This is a genomic window from Sphingobacterium sp. CZ-UAM, assembly GCF_002000245.1.
Lineage (GTDB): Bacteria > Bacteroidota > Bacteroidia > Sphingobacteriales > Sphingobacteriaceae > Sphingobacterium.
Genome location: NZ_MTCM01000002.1, coordinates 583335 through 604200, shown reverse-complemented (window position 1 = coordinate 604200; position 20866 = coordinate 583335). Strand labels below are relative to the sequence as shown.

At 40.7% G+C, this 20866-nt stretch carries 10 protein-coding genes; 3 read left to right on the top strand and 7 right to left on the bottom strand.

Features of this window, described 5'->3' with window-relative positions:
* Positions 1-4 precede the first annotated feature (4 nt).
* Together BWD42_RS12590 and BWD42_RS12585 are read right to left on the bottom strand one after the other, a co-directional pair.
* Positions 5-2050 (bottom strand): beta-L-arabinofuranosidase domain-containing protein, encoded by a 2046-nt coding sequence (locus BWD42_RS12590; protein ID WP_077436731.1) that lies wholly within the window; start codon positions 2048-2050, stop codon positions 5-7.
* A gap of 158 nt (positions 2051-2208) precedes the next feature.
* Positions 2209-3372 carry an aldose epimerase family protein gene (locus tag BWD42_RS12585; protein ID WP_077436730.1) on the bottom strand — a complete coding sequence of 388 codons (1164 nt, stop codon included), beginning with the start codon at positions 3370-3372 and terminating at the stop codon, positions 2209-2211.
* Between the two features lie 171 nt (positions 3373-3543).
* On the opposite strand from BWD42_RS12585, the gene BWD42_RS12580 reads away from it, so the two are divergent.
* Complete coding sequence (locus tag BWD42_RS12580; protein WP_175992051.1) at positions 3544-6699, top strand: two-component regulator propeller domain-containing protein; 3156 nt, start codon at positions 3544-3546, stop codon at positions 6697-6699.
* Positions 6700-6701: 2 nt separating this feature from the next.
* Positions 6702-7469 (top strand): response regulator, encoded by a 768-nt coding sequence (locus BWD42_RS12575; RefSeq protein WP_139351142.1) that lies wholly within the window; start codon positions 6702-6704, stop codon positions 7467-7469.
* Positions 7470-7797: 328 nt separating this feature from the next.
* Here the strand turns inward: BWD42_RS12575 and BWD42_RS12570 are convergent, their stop codons facing one another.
* The 5 genes from BWD42_RS12570 to BWD42_RS12550 all read right to left on the bottom strand — a co-directional run bounded on the left by BWD42_RS12570 (position 7798) and on the right by BWD42_RS12550 (position 17945).
* A complete protein-coding gene (locus BWD42_RS12570; RefSeq protein ID WP_139351141.1) occupies positions 7798-9975 on the bottom strand; it encodes a hypothetical protein in 2178 nt (725 codons plus the stop codon).
* A 176-nt stretch (positions 9976-10151) separates the two neighbouring features.
* Complete coding sequence (locus BWD42_RS12565) at positions 10152-10964, bottom strand: DUF3823 domain-containing protein (protein WP_077436727.1); 813 nt, start codon at positions 10962-10964, stop codon at positions 10152-10154.
* A gap of 149 nt (positions 10965-11113) precedes the next feature.
* Entirely contained in the window at positions 11114-13174 is a 2061-nt protein-coding gene (locus tag BWD42_RS12560; RefSeq protein ID WP_077436726.1) for a RagB/SusD family nutrient uptake outer membrane protein, read from the bottom strand.
* A gap of 21 nt (positions 13175-13195) precedes the next feature.
* Complete coding sequence (locus BWD42_RS12555) at positions 13196-16375, bottom strand: SusC/RagA family TonB-linked outer membrane protein (RefSeq protein ID WP_077436725.1); 3180 nt, start codon at positions 16373-16375, stop codon at positions 13196-13198.
* Between the two features lie 112 nt (positions 16376-16487).
* Positions 16488-17945 carry a glycoside hydrolase family 76 protein gene (locus BWD42_RS12550; RefSeq protein ID WP_217700071.1) on the bottom strand — a complete coding sequence of 486 codons (1458 nt, stop codon included), beginning with the start codon at positions 17943-17945 and terminating at the stop codon, positions 16488-16490.
* Between the two features lie 391 nt (positions 17946-18336).
* Between BWD42_RS12550 and BWD42_RS12545 the strand changes: the two genes are divergently transcribed.
* On the top strand, positions 18337-20823 hold the full coding sequence (locus BWD42_RS12545) for a kelch repeat-containing protein (protein WP_139351140.1): 2487 nt from the start codon (positions 18337-18339) through the stop codon (positions 20821-20823).
* Positions 20824-20866: the final 43 nt, after the last annotated feature.

Genomic DNA, 20866 nt, shown 5'->3' with positions numbered 1-20866 from the left:
TTAATTACTTTACTGTTGGAAACGCCGCAATACGTAAACGGGCGGCACCCATAGGAATCAATTCTACTTCCTGTACCGCAGCTTGACTCGCTACAGGGCTCAATGGCAATACCCCTGTCAATCCATTTTCATCTATTTTCCAACCATCAATTTTTTTTGCTTTGACCATAATGGAAATCGGTACTGCGTCCGCTTCGAACGGGAAGGCATCTTTAGGCCAAGCCCGCTTGACCACCTTCAATTGATCCGGTGCTGTTAACTGATTTTGAACAAGACCATAATTCCAATCACTTGCCGGAAGGATCTCATAGGAAGGCCATTTTGTCGGATCAGCTGTTTCCTGCCATTTTGAGTCTCCAATGGCAGAAGCTTTACTATCCTTCTGCACATAATTCTCCTTGATTTTCAAAGCGTAGGTCAATGGTCCCCTCTGGATACTCACCGCATTTTTATTCGCTGTCCAGTTATTCAATACAATGGACATCGGCAGCGAAAGTTCAACCTGATCGTTATCTTTCCATTTTCGATCAATCCGGATATACTTTGCCCCCGATTCAACCTTTTCTATCTTTCCATTAATTTTGATCTGCGCCTGTTTTGCCCAAGCCGGAATCCGTAAGTAAAATGGGAAATCGATTGTCTTTCCATTTGTTCCGATGACAAAACGAATAGACTCTTCAAATGGGTAATTAGAGCTTTGTTGAATTCGGATCTTCTGATTATTTCCGACCTTAACATCCGCGTTGGATGCAGCATATAATACCGCGGCAACACCATTATCGTTTGTTGCCATATAGAGATGCTCCGCATAATACGGCCACCCCTGACTATGGTTGTGCTGGCAACAACGTGAACTAAAGGGATTCATCATCAAAAATGGACCATTGTTATCAATGCCCGGAGCATGATTATGACTATCGCTAATGCTCATATTGGGGCTGGTGATATAGCGTAGAGCCTTAAAATCTGCCGTTACGGCTGCTGGATATGTATTGAAGGCCACATCTTCGGCATGATCCGCCCAAAAAGGGTCTCCTGTTATTTCTAGCAGGATCTCATTGGAAGCCATTTGTTCAACCATACCACAGGTTTCGACACCCTGCCGTGGATCGGTATACCCTGGGCGGGCATTTTCATCAGCACCAAACATGCCTCCCGGCACCTGGCCGAATACCTGTCTGACAAATTGAAAATTAGCGTAGGTCGCCTTCAGGTCGTCACTTGATTGGCTCTTAAGATAGTAGGTAGCCGGCTCCCTGAAACACTGTGCGATATTGACATTGTGCCAATTGGGTAAATCATCCTTCTGTCGCCAATTTGCTGTATTGCGATGGATTTTATCGGCCAAATCCATCAACCATTCATTCCCTTGCGTTCTATTATAAAGCCAATAGACTGACAATAAATTGTCTCCACCACGACTGTTCTCCCAATAATCTTTTAGAAAAAAACTATCCGGTAAACTTGCCTGCCACTTGAAATAATTGGTCATTAAGGTCAGGACACGCGGATCAGCGCTATATTCGTAATACGATTGCAGACACCAAAGCATAATCATATTACCCCATAAATCCGGTTTATTGTTGCGCAAGATCAGGGGGCCAAAGTAGCCATCCGGCCGCTGGCTTTTAATTGCTGCTTCCAACCATATTTTTGATTCAGCTATTATTTTAGGATCTTTCAGAATATAGCCTAGGTTTGCATAACCTTTCAACCAATAGGGAACTTCCTCCCAGCCATAGTCTCCTTTTCCATCTGAACTCAACCAAGCATTATTTTTTTTGGATAACCAGGCGCTAATCTCTCCCAAATGTCCCGTAAGGCCATTTTTCTGTAATTCCAAATATTTCCCCAACCAACCTTGAGGAACAATGCTACCGACAGGCAGTTTCAGCAGCGCATTCTGTTTTAGCGGTAAACGGTTATTAATATAATTTAGATTCTTCCCTTCAACCGGCAACTGATCAACAGCGATTACAGCATTGTTTTGTGCCGAACTCAGAAAACAAATTCCAATTAAATAAGATAATAGACCTATTTTTTTTGTCATTATTGGCTTGATTAGTTTTATAACTGATTATCCAAATTTAAGTTTTAATCAATGAGTTGGATGATTGATTTTTCTCAAAACACTGCCTATTTGTATCAATAGAAGAAAGCACATCCCTATCGAGATGTACTTCCAAAACCAATCATTATTAATATGTATTATTTTACCGAAAAACGATACAGGGATTTCGTTTGATAAACCTGTCCGGGACTTACAACTGTTGTTGGAAAGCTGGATTGATTTGGTGCATCTGGAAAATGCTGTGGTTCGAGACAGAAAGCTGTTCGGAATGAATCCTTTTTCCCATTTTTCAACTGCACTTGCTCGTTCATAAAATTGCCACTATAAAATTGGATCCCCGGTTCACTCGTCAAAATATCCATGACAATACCGGACTTATCGCCTACAACATGTGCGGCTTTATACCATTCACCCTCTTTGTCTTTGTTCAATACAAAATTATGGTCATAACCTTTTCCATAACTGAGTTGCTGATCATTGGTATTGATATCTTTTCCGATCGCCTTGGGCGCAGTAAAATCGAAAGGAGTCCCTTTCACTGCTACCAATTGGCCAGTAGGTATCAATGTACTGTCAACAGGTGTATATTGATTGGCAAACAATTGAAGTTGATGGTCGAGTATTGTACCGCTTCCCTCACCATTCAGATTAAAGTAAGCGTGATTTGTTAAGTTAATGACTGTTTTTTTATCGGTTTCGGCACGATAAGCAATCATCAATTCATTATTGTCATTCAGCGAATAGGTCACTTCCATCTGAATATTACCCGGAAACCCTTCTTGACCATCCGGCAATGTATAGGTGAAAGTAAGGGATGACTGATCGGCCTTCTTTAAGATCCAATGCGCAAAATGTACGCCCTTAAAACCGCCATGTAATGTATTCGGACCATTATTCACAGCCAATGTATAGCTCTTGTCGTCCAATTTAAATTTTCCTTTTGCAATCCGATTCCCAAAAGGCCCTACAATTGTTCCAAAAAATGGTTCTTTCGGATTATTATAATCGCTGGCTTTCGAGAACCCCAAAACCACATCACACAATTTCCCCTTGTTATCGGGCACCCAAAGACCAACTAGACGCGCTCCATAATTCGTAAAATAGGCCTGTACACCATTCTTATTGGTCAATTCGTATAAATAGACTTTTTTCGTGTCAATCGTTGTGCGAAATGATGAAGTGTCCATCAAGGCTGCGACAGTGTCGTTTGGGCTGGTTTTTGAACTATTCGTTTGCTGACAAGACAGGCAACAATAGCTAAGTATACCAGAAATACCCAGCAACATCAATTTTCCTTTCATTTGTTATGGTTTAATAGTTTATAATCTTTATTGAATGACAACCCTGTTGTTTTCTATATTTTTTATAATTTTATTGGTTACAATACAAATACTAAAATCCTATTTTTTTTATTTTTTTGGGGATTAAATTGTTTCAATTTTAAGCTATTTTGTATCAATAACCAAATGATCATGATCAACCTAAAGCCGGTCCGTTTTATATTTTTCTTGTTGCTGTTTCCTTTTCTGATCCAGGCACAGCCCTATTACTTCAACCATTATCAGATTAATGAAGGGCTTTCAAATAATGCAGTGATCTGTAGTATGCAAGATAGCTATGGTTTTCTCTGGTTTGGCACAAAGGACGGCCTAAATCGCTTTGATGGAAATAGTTTCAAACATTTTGATGCCTCGGTCTCTGGCAAGAATAGTTTAGGAGGCAATAATATCATCTCCCTGAAAGAGGATTTCAAAAAAAGAATCTGGATTGGCACCGATCAGGGGATCTATTGTTACAATCCTGTCGACGAACAGTTTAAGTTATTAGACAAACAGTTTGAGCATGCAGATGTACCCGTTATCATTACGGACCAAAGAAAAAGGATCTGGTTTATATCCAATGGGATGCTCTACTACCACAATCTGATCAACAATGAAATCAAACAGATTACCACATCTGATCTTTATATTACTGCTGTAAGCTGCACAAAAAATGGAACCATCTTCTATGGTACTCCAGAAGGTAAAATCTTTCAGATCAATCGTGCGGACAAGTCCTCACTCCTATTGGATTTTCAGGTAAAATATGGTTCAAAAGATTGGTTCAGCATAGAAAAAATCACGGAGAACCGTAAGGGGGAGCTCATGATCGGCACCTCCAAATCTGGCGTTTACGTTTACGATTTTAAGGGAAAAACTTTAAAATCTATGCTAGGTCCGGACCGACTCAAGCAATTTCTTTATGTCCGCGATATCCTCCAACCGAATGATACTGAATATTGGTTTGCGACCGAATCAGGATTATTTATTTACCAAATTGCTGACCAGAGCTTTATCAATATTCAAAAAGAACAGGAAAATCCATGGGGTATTTCCGACAACGCGGTTTACAATATCCTGCAGGACAAAGATCAAGGAATCTGGATCGGCACGTACTTTGGTGGAGTCAACTACTATCACAAGAACAACAGCATTATCGAAAAGTTTTTACCTCAGGACAAACCCGGTAGCTTAAAAGGTTCTGTTGTACGTATCATTACCAAAGATCCGACAGGCAAGATCTGGATCGGAACCGAAAACGGTGGTTTGTCCAAGCTAGATCCCAGTTCGGGACAGATTCAAAATTTCTCTGAGAAAAAGGGAAATCTGGCAAACAATAATATTCATGGCATCCTACCCTTTGACAATAAATTATTGGTCGGTACTTTCGTCAATGGCTTAGATATTTTCGATCCGATACAGGAAAAAGTTGTTTACCATATCGATCGAAATAGTTCTCCGAATCCCGATCTACAGAGTAATTTTCTCTTTTACCTGTATAAAACTACAAAGGGCGAAATTCTGGCAGCTTCCACCCGAGGTTTATATCGTTTTGATTTCGCCAATAAATCCTTTCATTTGATACGGAACGTTCCGGAATATATGTTTTATACGACCGTGCTTGAAGATAAACAGGGAAATATCTGGCTGGGTACCTGGCGAGATGGCTTATATTGCTATAATCCCAATAATGGAGATCTCAAGCATTATACGCATCAAAAGGACAATCCGAGCTCTCTACCCAACAACCGCATCAATAGTCTATTTGAAGATTCTAAAAAACAGATCTGGATTGCCACAGAAGGAGGTATGGCAAAAAAACTTCCCACAGGTGAAGGTTTTGAAAAGATTGGTATAAAAGAAGGAATGCCCAGTAATGTGATCTTGGCGATTCTAGAAGACCAGCAAAACAATCTTTGGGTAAGTACTTCCAAAGGGCTCGTCCGTTATCATTTATCGAATGGAAAAAAAAGGATTTTCAACCTGGAATCTGGCCTACCTTCCATTCAATTTAATTACAATTCTGCATTTGACGATGGCGAAGGTCGTTTTTACTTTGGCACAATCAATGGTTTGATCCGTTTCGATCCAAAAAAACTCAATCAGATCAATTACAATACCCGGATCCCGATCTATGTCACCAACCTTTACATCAATAACAGAGCAATCAATCAGTATACAGACGGGCATATCCTTTCGAAATCCATTTTATTTACGGATAAGATTCAATTGAAACATGATGAATCGTCGTTTAGTCTCGATGTGGCGGCACTTCATTATCAGGCCCCCCATTCTGTCCATTACAGCTATAAGATGGAAGGTCTTGATAACAATTGGGTTGATATCACCGGTAATCAACGGGTGTATTTCACTAAGCTTGCACCGGGAAGTTATGTTTTTACCGTCAAAGCTGAAGATCCCAATGGAAATGTCATCCCCACTGCTGCAAGTCTTAAAATTGTTATTCTGCCGCCTATCTGGGCAAGCATACCAGCGTATATCTGTTATGCGCTCATTCTCATTGGCCTGATTATATTTATTATTTATCATTTTAATGAAAAGATAAAACAACGTAACCGACAACATTTGCTCACGGTGCAGAATCTTCGGGAACAGGAGCTCTATCGAGCGAAAATCAATTTTTATACGGATGTAGTCCATGAGATACGTACACCATTAACATTGATTAAAGCACCTTTGGAAAAACTCATGGACAAAGTCGAACACAATCCGGTAACAGATAAGCTGCTTTTGACCATGCAGAACAATACGGAAAAACTAATTGCACTCAGTAATGAGTTACTGGATTTTAGACAGGTCGAAACCGAAGGTTTTAAATTACATTTTGAGCTGGCAAATATTAGCCAGACGGTGCAAAAAATCAGCAACGATTTTGGCGTCACCATTCAGGCGCAAGGAAAAAGTATGCAGGTTTTCATTACTCCTGACATCATTGGATCCGTTGCGATAGATGCTTTCGAAAAGATCTGTTATAACCTGTTCAATAACGCCCTAAAATACTCATCACAGGTCATTGAAGTGAATTTAGAGCTGGATAAACAGAAAAATATTGCTATATTGACGGTGAAAAACGACGGTGGATTAATTCCTTCGGAGGAAAGGGAAAGAATTTTCGAACCATTCAATCGCTTAAAACAAAACAAGAACATTCCAGGAAGTGGTTTAGGCCTGGCGTTAACAAGATCCCTGGTCTTAAAACATCAGGGTAGTTTAGTGTATGATGTTGAAAATTTTCAATGGAATGTATTCCGCCTAACTTTACCGCTAAACCACAACTCAAACCAATAATTATGAATGCAAAAGCCAATTTATTAGTGGTAGATGACCATGCTGAATTACTTGAATTTATTGCAGACGACCTCAATGAAGATTACCATATCACCACCAGTACAAATGGAAATGAGGCCTTGGATCTACTTGCATCTGAATACTTTGATTTGATCATAAGCGACGTGATGATGCCCGAGATGGATGGCTATGAACTCTGCCAAAAAATTAAAGAAAATATCGCTTACGCACATATTCCTGTTATTCTATTAACAGCAAAAAACAGCATCGAATCAAAGATTCAAGGATTAGAATATGGCGCTGATGCGTACATCGAAAAACCCTTTTCGCCTGCATTTTTACGGGCACAAATTGCCAGCTTGCTAAAAAACAGGATTAAAGTCAAGGAATTTTTCATCAAGAATCCGATGTCTCAAATCCAGCAAATCGGACAGAACCAAAACGATCAGGATTTCCTGCTCAAGATAGAGGAAATCATTATGCAACATTTGGACGACCCGCAATTTAATGTCGATAGAATGGCGGATATACTCTGCATGAGTAGACCAACACTGTATCGAAAAATCAATATGGTGTCGAGCCTTTCGCCAAATGAGCTAATCAATCTTACCCGGCTCCGCAAAGCGGCGGAACTGCTTAGTTTACGACAATACAAGGTCTACGAAATTTCCAATTTATTAGGCTATAGCTCGGCGACACATTTTTCCCGAAATTTCCAAAAACAATTTGGACTAAGCCCAACAGAATTCCAGGAATCGCAATCGAAATAATATTCTTTTCGGATGATAGCTCCGGTTAGAATCTCGATTTCCGTTAAAGATGTACTCTCCTTCGAACTTAAAATTTTAACCGCGGATCATTGTAGCTATCTGATTGAAACAATCGCAAAGAACCTGCCTTGAAAAAGGTTCAGACTGGTATTCTGAATTCAGTTGTTCACAAAAAAACCAGATTAGAGTGAATCTGGTTTTTTTGAAATCTAATATGGGAACTAAGGCTTATTTCGTCCCAAGTTTACCGCATCGCGTTTTATATCCTCCTTTTTAAATGGACAGCACACGCTCTTTCATCATACTAAAATTCAAGCGATCTAACATGCTACCATTTGATATCCACGTATACACCCTCGGGGCTATTTTCAAATTCCAGCAGATAGGTTTTTGTTTTCGTATCCCAATTTGCTTCTGCAAAAACTTCCTTTTTATCCACGACAAGACTCTTGGGTTTGCCGGGTAATAATATCCGCGAAATGTTTGTAGTATTGATGGGGCTTTTGGCTGTAAATGAGTATTGATGGCCGCTCGATTTTTCATCGTAAATACGACTTGCCGATGCCAATACCTGCGGTTTTTGTTTATTTGCAACACGATCTATATTGACAAACAGGCACTGTTCATTCGGTTGGATATTTTTGGAAGTAACAATCGGTAGAGTCGGATCAAAAAGATCGATTAAATTCCCCTTTACCTGATAAGGCTGATTGCTTACACTCTCATCCAATACAGCGATCAGGTCATAAATACCTCTTGTCAACGTAAAATAGTTTTTAAATTGAAGTTTCCCGGAGTTGCCCTTAGCTTCGTAAAGACTTTTAGTCAGGTTCAACAGCTTCTGACTGTTGCTCGGCTTGACAACAAATTCTTTGGGATCTGAACGCAAAACATAGAAAGTGCCTTTCCCGTAGTTATATTGCCCCTCCTTAGCCATTCCGTCCCGCAAGCCCATTTTTTCAAATAAATGATCTGATGGTCTTTGATATTGGTTGCGATTTGTATTCCACCATTCCTGTACAGATTGAAAGGGATCGAGATCCGTCGCACAATATATAAGTACGCCCCCATTTTTTACCCAATCCGCAAGATACTGATGGGCCTCGGGAGCCAAGGGCTTCATGTTAGAATACGACATCAACAGCACCTTTGTCTCAGCTAAGGCATTTTTGACAGCCAAATTCTCCAGGTGAACTGTTTTAACGGGAACACCACGTTTTAAGAAAGGAAGAGCAAGTCCGTAAAAATTGGCCAATTGTGGATCGTCGTATCCGGCATGTGTCGGGAAACGCTGGAACATCAGTGAATTTGCCAACAGGACACTTATCCCTGTCGACCCAGACACTTTACTGGTCGTTTTGGGCATGCTGTTCAGACTATTGATCATCACCTGCATCTGGGTCGAATAATGTCGTGGTATTTTTTCTTTTTGGTCACTCTTGGCACTTGTTTTATACAATCCCTCATAGATACGTTCCGGCCAGGGCATGACTTCATAATCGGCAATATTCGGATATAAAAGCTGCGCGGTAAAAGTCGCTTGGTAATTTTTCTTGTAATCTGCCCAGTCACGAGGCCAATCTTCGATCGGATCCGTCAGAAAAAACATCTTTCTTCCGGTCGGTGCGGTCATGGATTCCATTGCGCCGTACTCTAAAAATGCCGTTTCGAAAACACGTTCTTTCGCCACACCATTAAAATAATTGGGTTCACGTGAAGTCCCCGTCCATACCTGTGCGATATATCCATCGACACAGGGTAGCGAGGCCAAGCTTGCCTCAGGACTGACAATCATCCATTGTGAATAATTGATCAACGAGTGTGTGGGCACATAACATTTTACATCCATCCCTTTGGTTTTCCCATAGGCTTTGGCGTAAGTAAAGACTTCATTCAGTGCATTGAGGTACAAAGCGTACTTTAATTTATTGGATAAGTAGGTATTCTCAGGCGATTCGTGCTGTGGGCGCCAATCAAAACCGTAATACTTTTTCCATTCCTTCTTAAATGATTCGCTATAACCTGCCCTTGCCCAGAATTCGGGTTCCTCCATAAAAATGGCATCAATTCCCGCATCAATAACACGTTTGACATGCATCTCCTTGATGTATTTCAAATAATTTTCAGTCGGGACAATATAGGGAACCATGTGACCATGCCAGATGGTATCACCTTTTACATCAACTTGTCCCTCATCCAGGTGCATTTTTCCATCCCATTTTCCCGTAAAATAATCCTGATACTCCCCCCAGGCAATACCCGTCATAAAATGTGTAATATATCCCCTATCACGCCAGGATTTTACCCGTTCCTCAAACGGAATTTTTCGGGATTTGTCGGAAGGGTTTCCCCCTGTTCCATATATCATGACAGCATCTGCACGGTTGTCAATTGTCGGACGCCATTCTCGGGAGCTCTGAAAGGTCGTCTTTACAGGATCTCCTTTTTGGGCGGTCGCTGTGAACGTTGCCAGCAACAATAAAGCGAGTATATTCGTTTTTATCATAATCTATTGTTTATTTTTCACCTAGAAATAATTATTGATTGAGCATCCGTAATTGTTATTTTAAATAAGCGGATTGGTTCCTTTTATGATTTGCTCAAATGGAGCCGTCCTTGTTTAAGATTCATTTTCATCCATGAGGCCTTAAACAGGACGGTTCAACATGTGTATTGATTCTCTTATGGGATATCCACCCGTTTGGCTGCATTGTAGTTCCACCTACGATTGCCCGTTCCACGCGGAGTATCATAGTTGATACGGGAGGCTGCACGAACAAAGACCGTACGTCCTTTCGGAATTTCGCCAGTGGACACAATATCAATAACCTGCCCTAACTTAGTCTTAAAGCTGTCGCCATTGTATTCGATTTTGCTTGACCAGCGTTCATCTCGTGCGCGATACCCAACCGTAGCGGAATAGCTAACAAAGAGCTGTATATCTGTAACATTTAAAAAATCTGGATTGTAATTTCCCAGTGGCTCGATCTTATCGCGGAAAAACTGCTCAGTTACGGCACGGGTAACCTTGACTTTCGCTTTTATCTTTCCATTTTCAACCACTGGATCACCCACCCATTCCACTTTAAGAAAAGGGTGAACTTCCATTTTTATGTCATGTGAACCATTCAGCTCCATATTTTTGCTATCGTCTGACAGTACCTTACCGTCTCCGTCTGTGCGTACCAAAGGAATAAATGGACCATCTACGGTGATATTATAATTCCCCTTAAACAATTTTGTATTTTGGAATGTTCCATCGGGCATGCAATAGAAGTCAGGATTGTGCTCCACATTATCTCCCCAACTAAGCTCGGTCAATCGAACACGGATACCTTCACTTCCCTGATCTGTCAATACAGGTTCGCCCGTTTGCGCGTTGACTACTATACCCTTCAATTCAACAGAGGGGGCTTCGTAGTTATCTGCCTCAAAAAGACTACACGAACTCAACATACTTAGTATGCCCAGTGCGCTTAAAATGCTATTTTTCATTTATTATACGTTTAGTGGTGGCCCGGACTTTTGGGATTTATTTCCACCTCCGATACTTTCGTTTTTTCCACCAGTTATTGTTTTATTAAATTTCACTCCTTCCCGACAAGCTGTGCTGGGACATTAATATGCTCAGCACAATTTCTTGTCTATCGATTAGGCTGCTGATCTATTACCTGACTTTTAGCCACTTCGTCGCCTGGTATTTCAAAATAATAGTCTACAGGTGTGTATCGAAATGTTTTGGTACTTACCCATTGGAAGCGTGCATCAAAGAAGTATTTCCCTGTTGCTGTGGAAAAAAACGGATACAGTCCCCTGAACCTAAAGTTCTCGTTGTTACTATATAGATTTTTATCCTTTTGTGTTCCCCAGAAACCGTCGCGTCCTTCAAAATGCAGTACGCGCCAACGGCGCAAATCCCATTTCGCTTTATGTTCAAATGCTAGTTCCTTGCGACGTTCTTTTCGAACAATATCTCGGCCTGTATTATCTCCTGAAATCGTACCTACCAAAAGATCTGCTCCTGCACGAGTACGAATTTCATTGACCGCAGTCGTCGCTGTTTGCAGCAGGTCGCTTCCATCTGCCGGACTAGCGCCCAACATTTTGAGTTCAACGGCTGCTTCGGCGGCATTCAATAATACCTCCGCGTAACGCATCAAAATAAAAGGTTGGTCAGATTTTCCTTCTCCAACTTCTTTGGCTGGATTTGTATTGAGCCATTTACGTACATAAAAGCCTGTTAAGGTTGCTTCACCATTATCAAAGAATGGTCCTTCGTTGCCAGCGGCATTCATTTTTTGTCCATTGTAATCCACTGTTTGTTGTCCGCTACCATCTCTTGGGCTCAGATACAAGTTTTTTGGTGATCCTGTGTAGGCCCCCAACTGTTGATAGCGCGTGTCAGCTGTTGCATAAGAATAATCTGTAAACAGAGGCTTTATAGGAGTTTGACCAGTATAAACCCCTGCTCGTATATCCATTTTTCTTTGCTTGAAGATATCATCCGGGAAAATAACATAGGCACGTAATCTAGGCTCCGCATTTTTAAAGAAATCCATTGGTTTGTCATACAGCTTATATTCCCCTTCCCTGTTGCTTTGTCCAGTAGTCACTTTGACTGTTCCATCCGGATACTTGTCAAATCCATCAAACAACTCCATAAAATCTACGGTAGGACAGGTACCCGCAGAAAGTGGAGATCTGAATGTGAAAGGTGAGCTAAAGGCATCAAAACTATGTGTCAACGTTGGATAGACATATTCTTTGACGTAGATATTTTCAGGACTACTGAGATCACTAAACATATCCACCATATTTTGATATTGTGCTTCTTTATCGTTCGCTGCCCATTTCTTTTTATAAAGTGAATAGCCCCCTGCTGTCATCACCTGCCGTGCAGCCGAATAAGCTTCTGCAAAATACTTTTGCGAAGCTGTTTTTGCTCTAGCGGCATCGAAACCGATAACCCGTACACCAGTTTTTCTTCCGAGGCCTGTCAAGCGACCAGAAACAGTTTCGTTGTATTTGGCCACACTTCCTGCGTAGAGCATAGCTTCGGATTTAAAAGAAAGGGCTACGAACTTATTGGAATATCCTGTTTTGGGACTCTTTGCCATGAGTAACTTAATGGCTTCATCATAATCTTTCAAGATCTGATTCCAGGTGTCTTCCTCACTGGAACGAGGTATTTCCAGATTATCCAAGGTATTCGGATATTGTAGTTCTTTCGTCACCAAAGGTATCCCTCCAAAACGTCGCGCCATGGCGTAAAATACTGTTGCCCGAACGTAATATCCTTCGCCCAGATAATGATTATAAAGTTCTTCTGAAAATTTATCCTTGTAATTGGGCAGGGTTTCAATTAGATGATTTGCATCGCGAAGTAATTCGAATGCTCTTCCCCAATAAGCAGTCCTTTCACCTGTAAAAGATGTACTAATGCCATCCCTGGTCACAGCTTCTCCCGTTCCTTCAATGCCAATGGCAGCCAGCCAGCCGTTGAATTCAATCCCCCATTGTGCCATGTATTTGAAATCTTCAAAAGGCATTAAACTGTACATCCTGGCCATATAAATATCCATACCTGCTGGTGTATTCAATAGGTCTTGATCCGTTACAATATTTTTAGGTGTAATATCTAGATCAGCGCAACCTGTAAATCCGATTGAGCCAACTAATGATAGTATAATGAGTATTTTTTTCATTGTAATAGTTTTTAATGAATGCTAAAAAGTAAGTGATAAACCCAGTGAATAAGTCTTATTCAATGGATACATACGACCTAGGTTATCATCCGGATGCTCCGGGTCTACAAATCGCACACCTGTAATCGTGAATAAATTATAGGCATTGGCATAAACACGGAGACGCATGGATGACGAAGGTTTTAAATTTGAAAAGGTATAGCCCAATTCGATACTTTTTAAGCGCAAATACGCTGTACTGACGCGATTGAATTCAGAATTTGATTTTGGATATCTACCCGTAAATCCATAGTAGCCTTTCACCCATTCTGTCGCTGGATCATAAGGATCAGCCATGGGATTTACAGGATGCCAACGATCAAGGTACTGCTCTAAGGTTCCGCCACCATTGGATCCCCAGATCGCATAAAGCGGTTCTTTGTATTCCATCGAACCCAAAGCCGATCCCTGAAACAATATATTCATATCGAAATTCTTATAAGCTGTTTCGAGATTCATGCTATAGTTAAGCCATGGAGTCTGATCAAAGGCAAAAGGATGTTCATCTTGACCATTTATTTCGCCATCACCATTCCAGTCCAGGTATTTATAGTCTCCGGGTAACACATCACGTTCCTTATAAATCGGATAGCTCCAGATATCTTCCCAATTCTCAAATCTTCCAGCCGATTCATAACCAAATTGAATCCCTTGATATCTATTGTTGAAATTGTCATTGCGCCAACGGTCGTACGAATTTCTATAGGGGCCATTTTGAACAGCAGTCAAGTACTTATTTCTGGTCACAGTAGCTATAGCTCGAACATTATATGAGAAATCATTGATTTTATTGCGATGTTTCAATTCCAATTCCAATCCCATGTGGCGATCACTATTGGCATTTTCCATCGGAGCCGTAGCGCCAATTACGGTTGGAAATTCACTCGTACGACGTTGAAATAGTCCCGATCGCGTGCGTTCAAAATAATCCAATGTAAAACCAAACAGTCCATTCCATCCTTCGAAATCTAAACCAACATTGAAGGTTTTCGCTTTATACCAAGTAATTAATTCATTGGCAATGGCTTTTCGACTTACCCCGGTAATGTATTTATCCCCGAAAATGTATCCTGGCGCATATTGATTATTGTAGCCATTTTCAGCATTTCCGCTCGTCGCAGGATAAACATAGCCGGGTACCCAACCAAAATCCCAAGAAGAGGATAAGTCATCCCCTAGCACACCATAGCTACCTCGAAATTTTAGTTGATTGACAAAGGAAAGCGCCTCAATAGATTTGAAAAATGGTTCCTCGGATATCCGCCACCCCAAAGAAGCCGAGGGAAAAAATCCCCATTGGTGCCCTTTAGCAAAACGGGAGGAGCCGTCATATCTAAATTGGAATTCGGCAATATATCTGCCTGCAAAATCATAATTAACCCGTCCGAATAGCGCTGACTTGGCTTCATTGTAATAGTCACTGATACCACCATACATGGAAGTCATCTGACCATCTTCTACACCAGCGAGCAATTGATCGGAACCGAAGGCAAGATTTTTCAGCCCATAAAAGTTATCGCCATCGTTCTTTTGTGATTCCCATCCCACAAGTCCTGATACTTTATGCTGATCGCCAAAGGTGCGATCGTAATTCAATATCAATTGACCTAAAACCTGTTGTTTATCAAAAAACTCCCGTTTCATTTGATTTGGGCTACTCAAATTATAGAGTTTCTGATCATATTTATTGGTCGTTTTATTGAAGGCATATTGATAATATTCCTTTCTGAACATGGAATTGTTATCTGCACGGTAATCATAACCAATCAATGCCTTTGCCGAAAACCCTTGAAGAATCGGAGATAAATTACTCAGGTCATAATTCAATGCAGCTGAGGACTGAAAGGTTTTCTTTTTGAATTTGCGATAACCAGAAATATCCGCGTCCATCATCGCTACGGTATTTTGCTCCAAATCCAACCCTTCATAATTTAACAGGGTATTTTCGGGATCAGCATACGCGGCAAACAACATGCCCTGTTTCCAATAGTTTCTAATAATGTCAACCGAACTTGTGTAAGGGCTATTTTGCTGATCGGCCATCCCACTGATGTTCAGATCCAATTTCAATCCCTTGGCCAATTCTGCTGAGATATTCGAACGCAAATTGTATTTATTGTAGTTGAGATCACCCGATTTAAAGAAGCCTTGTTGATAGGAATAGCCACCACCAATGTAGTACTGCACCTTATTGCTTCCCCCCGAAAAACTGACGTCATGTTGTGTCTGCGGCGCATATTTTGAAAAGACCAATGAGGTCCAATCCGACGAGCGTCTTGTTCCATTTCTAAAATCTTCAAAATCTTTTTCGGTATACACGGGACTTCCTCCATTAATGTTGTTCATGGATTTCTCATTGTAAATCGTCATAGCACTAATCGCATCGGCCAATACCGGCATACCGGAAGGCTTTTGGAAAGTATAGGAGCCATTATAGCTGACTGTGGTCTTCCCTTCTTTTCCCTTTTTGGTTGTAACCAATACCACACCATTTGCGGATCGTACACCATAGATGGCAGCTGAAGCATCTTTTAATACCGAAACATCTTCAATATCGCTGGGATTCAGGCGCTGAAAATCTTCGCTTGTCCGTGGTACGCCGTCGATCACGACCAATGGAGCGCCAAGCCCACGAATGTCGAAATTTGCACTATAGGTACCTGGTTCTGCACTTTTCTGCCATACGCGTACACCAGCCACACGGCCAGTCAGCATATTTTGTGGATTTTCATTCTTTGTCTGCCTCATTTCAGTTCCCTTTACGGATGCAATAGCACCAGTCAGCGATTGCTTCCGCTGTGTACCGTAACCGACGACAACAACAGTCTCCAATTGTGTATCATCGTTTTCAAGAACAACATTAATTGTGGTTTTCCCATCTGTAATCTCTTCCTTCGCACTAAAACCTAACGATTTAAATAAAAGCTTCTTCCCTTCCGGAACTACGATCGTATAACTACCATCTGCGTTGGTTGTGGTTTCTATACGTGTGCCCGCATTCTGAACAGAAACCGTCACCCCAGCGATAGGCTTATTGTTACTATCCAGCACTTTTCCGCTGACATTTTTCTGCTGCGCCCAACTTATGGACGGAATACCCAGCGCCATCAGCACAAGCAGTGTGCTCAGTCGCCGCCTTGATTTCCCTAAATCCTTTTTCATCTTTATAATTTGGTTTTAAATAGTGATTAAGCTATCTGATGTATTTTTTAGGCTCGCAAGCCTGGTTTTATTGGTATTTTTTTTGGTATCACAATTGTTGACGTCGATCTCGCTATTTTTCGATCTGGTATTGGGACAACATTGCATACTGTGCCGCATAAGTGAACATGAACATTCCCTCCAGGTTATTTTTGTCTTTGTCTATATGCCATCCACCAAGAAGATCTGGCGGCAATAAACCGGAACGTAAAAAATGGGCATATCCGTAATCCAAATTCTGCTGGAATGAGTCCATATAATGTCCAGCTTTGTCGAAGACTGGAGAAATCTGAAAAAATCCTCTTAGTAATACGCCGTTAAACCAATTATTGAACCCATCGGAAGCATAAGTGTAATGTGCCGGTACCTGTGAACCTAATTTGGCAAAGTATTGAAAACTGGCATCGCTCAGCTTCTTTCCATCCTCCAAATAGACCTTAGATCGGGTCGCCCGGTACAGATCAGCGGCGCCAGAAATCATGGTTCCACTGTTATAGGAAAATGAGGTTCCAACGGCTTTCTTTAATTGGGTATTTTTGCGATACTTTATACCATTGACGATTTCATAGACAATACTGCAATCGGGATAACAGTCCCCCATCATATCATCGTAAACACCTTTACTGTTCAATAAATGATCTTTTTGCCAATCATAAATCCTTTTAGCAAAATCCAAATAAAAATCAGCTTTTTGCAGCATTTTAGAACGACGCGACTGCCTATCTCCGGCATCAATATAGTTGTATGTGATCTGATCGTTCTTTTTCTTATAGATTTCATGTAGCCACACCAATGAACTGATCATGGGCGCATTGCTACAGGCATGTTTGGTCACGTAGCCTGGTCCCCAGGGAATTCCACCATTTTCATTGCCCTGATCATCTAGTGTGCAGTCCCAGCCATCCAATACATAGGTGGTTAGGTATTCTGCCTCCTTTAAATAGCGCTCTTTTCCTGTCAGGTGATAGGCTTCAATCAGTTCCCGAATTAGCCACATTTGATCGTCATAAACATTTAATACCCCAGTTACATTTGCGGCCCCCTTTGCCTTAGCACGATCCACAGCATAAACTGTCCAGTCTCTGGTCTGTGTAAAAGAAACAAGATTAAATGTTCCTAAATAATAAGCGGCATTTTCGTGAAGCTGGACCAATAAATCTGCGTAACGCTTGTAATGTTTGTCAAATAGGTTATGATTTCCTCTTTCCTTTTGAGCTTTAAGTCCATGTAAGATTGCATTGACAGCCTCTATCGAAGCAGAGTACATCCACACACTTGCCTTTTCCTCCGAGCGCACCTCCGTATCGGGATTGTAGAAACGATGCATAGACTTTCCGTCTGCGGAGAAATAAACTTCCATTGACCGGTCCAAGAGCGCCATCGCACGCACCAGGTTTTGCACCTGCAGAGCTTGATCGCTTTTGATATTGTCAACGGAAAAAGGAATTTGGGTTTCAGCTTGAACCTGCCGTACCATTACCATGGTTACGGAAGCAACAAAAATAAATTGCAGCTTTTTAAAGACTTTCATAAGTAAGATTTCGATTTATAATTAGTTCGAATCTCTACCGAAAATATCGGCAGGAATTCTAACGCAAGGTAAAGCTGACTGATTAATTTTTGGGTTAAAATTGGGTTAAAATGCAAAAATAAAACGATAACCCGCTACTTTATTTCCTCAGTTCCCATTGTTTGTGAAATCAATACAGACAGCAATTGTAACACAGCTTTTATTTTACTGAGCGCTTTTTTTTGCATACTTTTAAGTCCTGTAAGATATTTGATAAGGGATATACTAACCGTTACTATATTTCATAAAAAGCCGGCAGCTGACAAATTATTGTGAATAGGTCTTTGTCGATAACTATTGGTTTAAGTTTTTTGATTGCGCTATGCGACCCTGTATATTATATATTATTTTTTTGCTTTTAATTCCTCGACTTTCCCAATCCCAGGGTCTCAAATTTAGAGGTGGACATGAGCCTATAGACAAACGCAGCTCCTACGAGTTATTTGACAAAAGGGCAATTTCGTTTGAACAGGAGTTTACGCTAAAATTTCAGCTTTCTATTTATTCATCAAATTCGTTAGGCAATATTTTCCGTGTCAAGAATAAAGACAATAACACAGTTTACAATTTATTTTACGATGAGGAGGCCGGTAATTGTATTTTCCGTCTGAATGAAGAAGGTAAAAGCAGTCTAATCATCGCAAAAATAAATCAACAGCAATTATTCAAGGAGGAATGGATCACGATTCAGTTGACTTTTGACCTGCAAAAGGAATTATTTAAGCTTCAGATACAAAACCAGATTTTTCAATCGCCAAAAGTGAAACTGCCCTCTCAGTATAGTCCTCAAGTGATTTTTGGAAAAAGTGACTATCTGATCGATGTTCCGGCCATGTCTATCAAAAATGTACAGATTGGAAATACAGCTAAAAGCTATTTATTCCCATTAAAAGAAAGCAAAGGTAATGTCGTACATGATGAAAATGGGGTTGCTTATGGTTCCGCTACAAACCCTAACTGGCTCATTGTGGATTCTTACAAATGGAAAAATCTCTTTGCAAGCAGTTCCTTCTCACAAGCTGGTTCCAACTACAATCAACAGACCAAAGAGATCTATTATTTCAATCAGGATTCCATAACCATATACAACATAAAGACGAATCAGACAAACAAACGAGCATTTCAGAAACCATGTCCCGTAAAATTGGTTTTAGCAAACAATTTTATAGACGCTACGACAAATAAACTGTATGTCTATGAACTTTTCTATACCCAGCCCTATCAAGGTCCTACGGTAGCCAGCCTTGATCTGGAAACTTTCGAATGGACGGTGGAAAGTGACGAGCTGATGAAGAAAGAACTGAATCATCACGGTTCTTTTTATGATGCACAACAGCGACAACTCTATATTTTCGGTGGCTATGGAAACATGGCCTATAGTGGGCAGTTTAATAGATACGATTTAGATTCCGGCAAATGGCAAATCGTTGACGGATGGAAAGGCGATAAAATTTTGCCACGCTATTTTCTTTCGGCTGGCCAAGGGAGCAATAATCGAATCGCTTATATCTTTGGAGGTATGGGAAATGAATCCGGGGAGCATATTGTAGGCCGAAAATACCTCTATGATTTCTACCAGATAAATTTGGACACCAAGGAAATTACAAAAAAATGGGATGTTCTTTGGAAGGATAAGCATATCGTACCTGCCCGTGGTTTGGTGTTCGCCGATAGCAGCCACTTTTACGCCTTATGTTATCCGGAATATCTAACCAAGTCCAATATTCAATTGTATCGCTTTTCTGTCAAAGATGGAAGTTTTGATATCCTAGGGGACTCTGTTCCGATCTATTCAGATAAAATAAGTACCCATGCCCAACTTTATTATGATCAACAATTAGGTAGGCTTCTGGTACTGGTACAAGAATCAAAGGATGATATACAGTCGACATTAAAGGTTTATTCCTTAAATATGATACCAGTAAGTTCTGATGATTTAAATAGCTTCCCTTCATCCGGACCAAACCGCAGACTATTATTTATACTATTGGCATCTGCTACCTGTGGAATCGGTATATATTTCTTTTGGCAGCGAGGCAGGCAAAAGCGAAAAATAGCAAGCATAACTGAAAAAGGAGCCCTCGAGGTTCCAGCGATAGCAGATACTGGAATCCTACAAACAATACAAAAAGACGAGTTTGTACATGCCAACGCTATTTTTCTATTTGGTGAATTCCGCGCTTTTGACCGCAACAAACGTGATATCTCCCATTTGTTCAGTACAAAACTGAAACAGGCATTTTGTCTTATTCTGTCGAACAGTGCCGGTATTAGTTCACCATATTTCAGTCAGATCATGTGGCCCGACAAATCAGAAGATAAGGTAAAGAACTCAAGAGGTGTCACTATCAATCATTTACGAAAAGTATTGAGTGAATTTGCTGGAATTGAACTCGTATACAAGCAGGGAAGATTCCTTATTGAACATAGCGATGAATTTTATTGTGATTATGTAGATTATATACAGTTGCTGGCAAACCCTTCGACTGCTTATGAAAGTAGGTTAATTCAGATTATTCAAAGGGGTAAATTCTTACAGGGGCTGGATCTGCCTGTGTTTGATACATTGAAGACTGAGGTTGAACAGAATTTATTACCCATTTTACTGACGGAACTTCATAAGGCTGACCTCTTACACCTGCATAAAAAAAGCATTGAGATCGCGCATACGATATTCTTATTGGATCCGCTGAATGAGCAAGCATTATTCTCCGAAATGAGAGCGATGTTTGCTTTAAATCTGCACAACGAAGCCCGCATTAAATTTCAGCAGTTTTGTCTGAACTATAGACAGCTGATGGACGAGGACTTCCCCTACAACCTGGATAAAATGATATAAATAAGCCCCACCATAACAGCGTATGGTGGGGCTTGTTTTATTA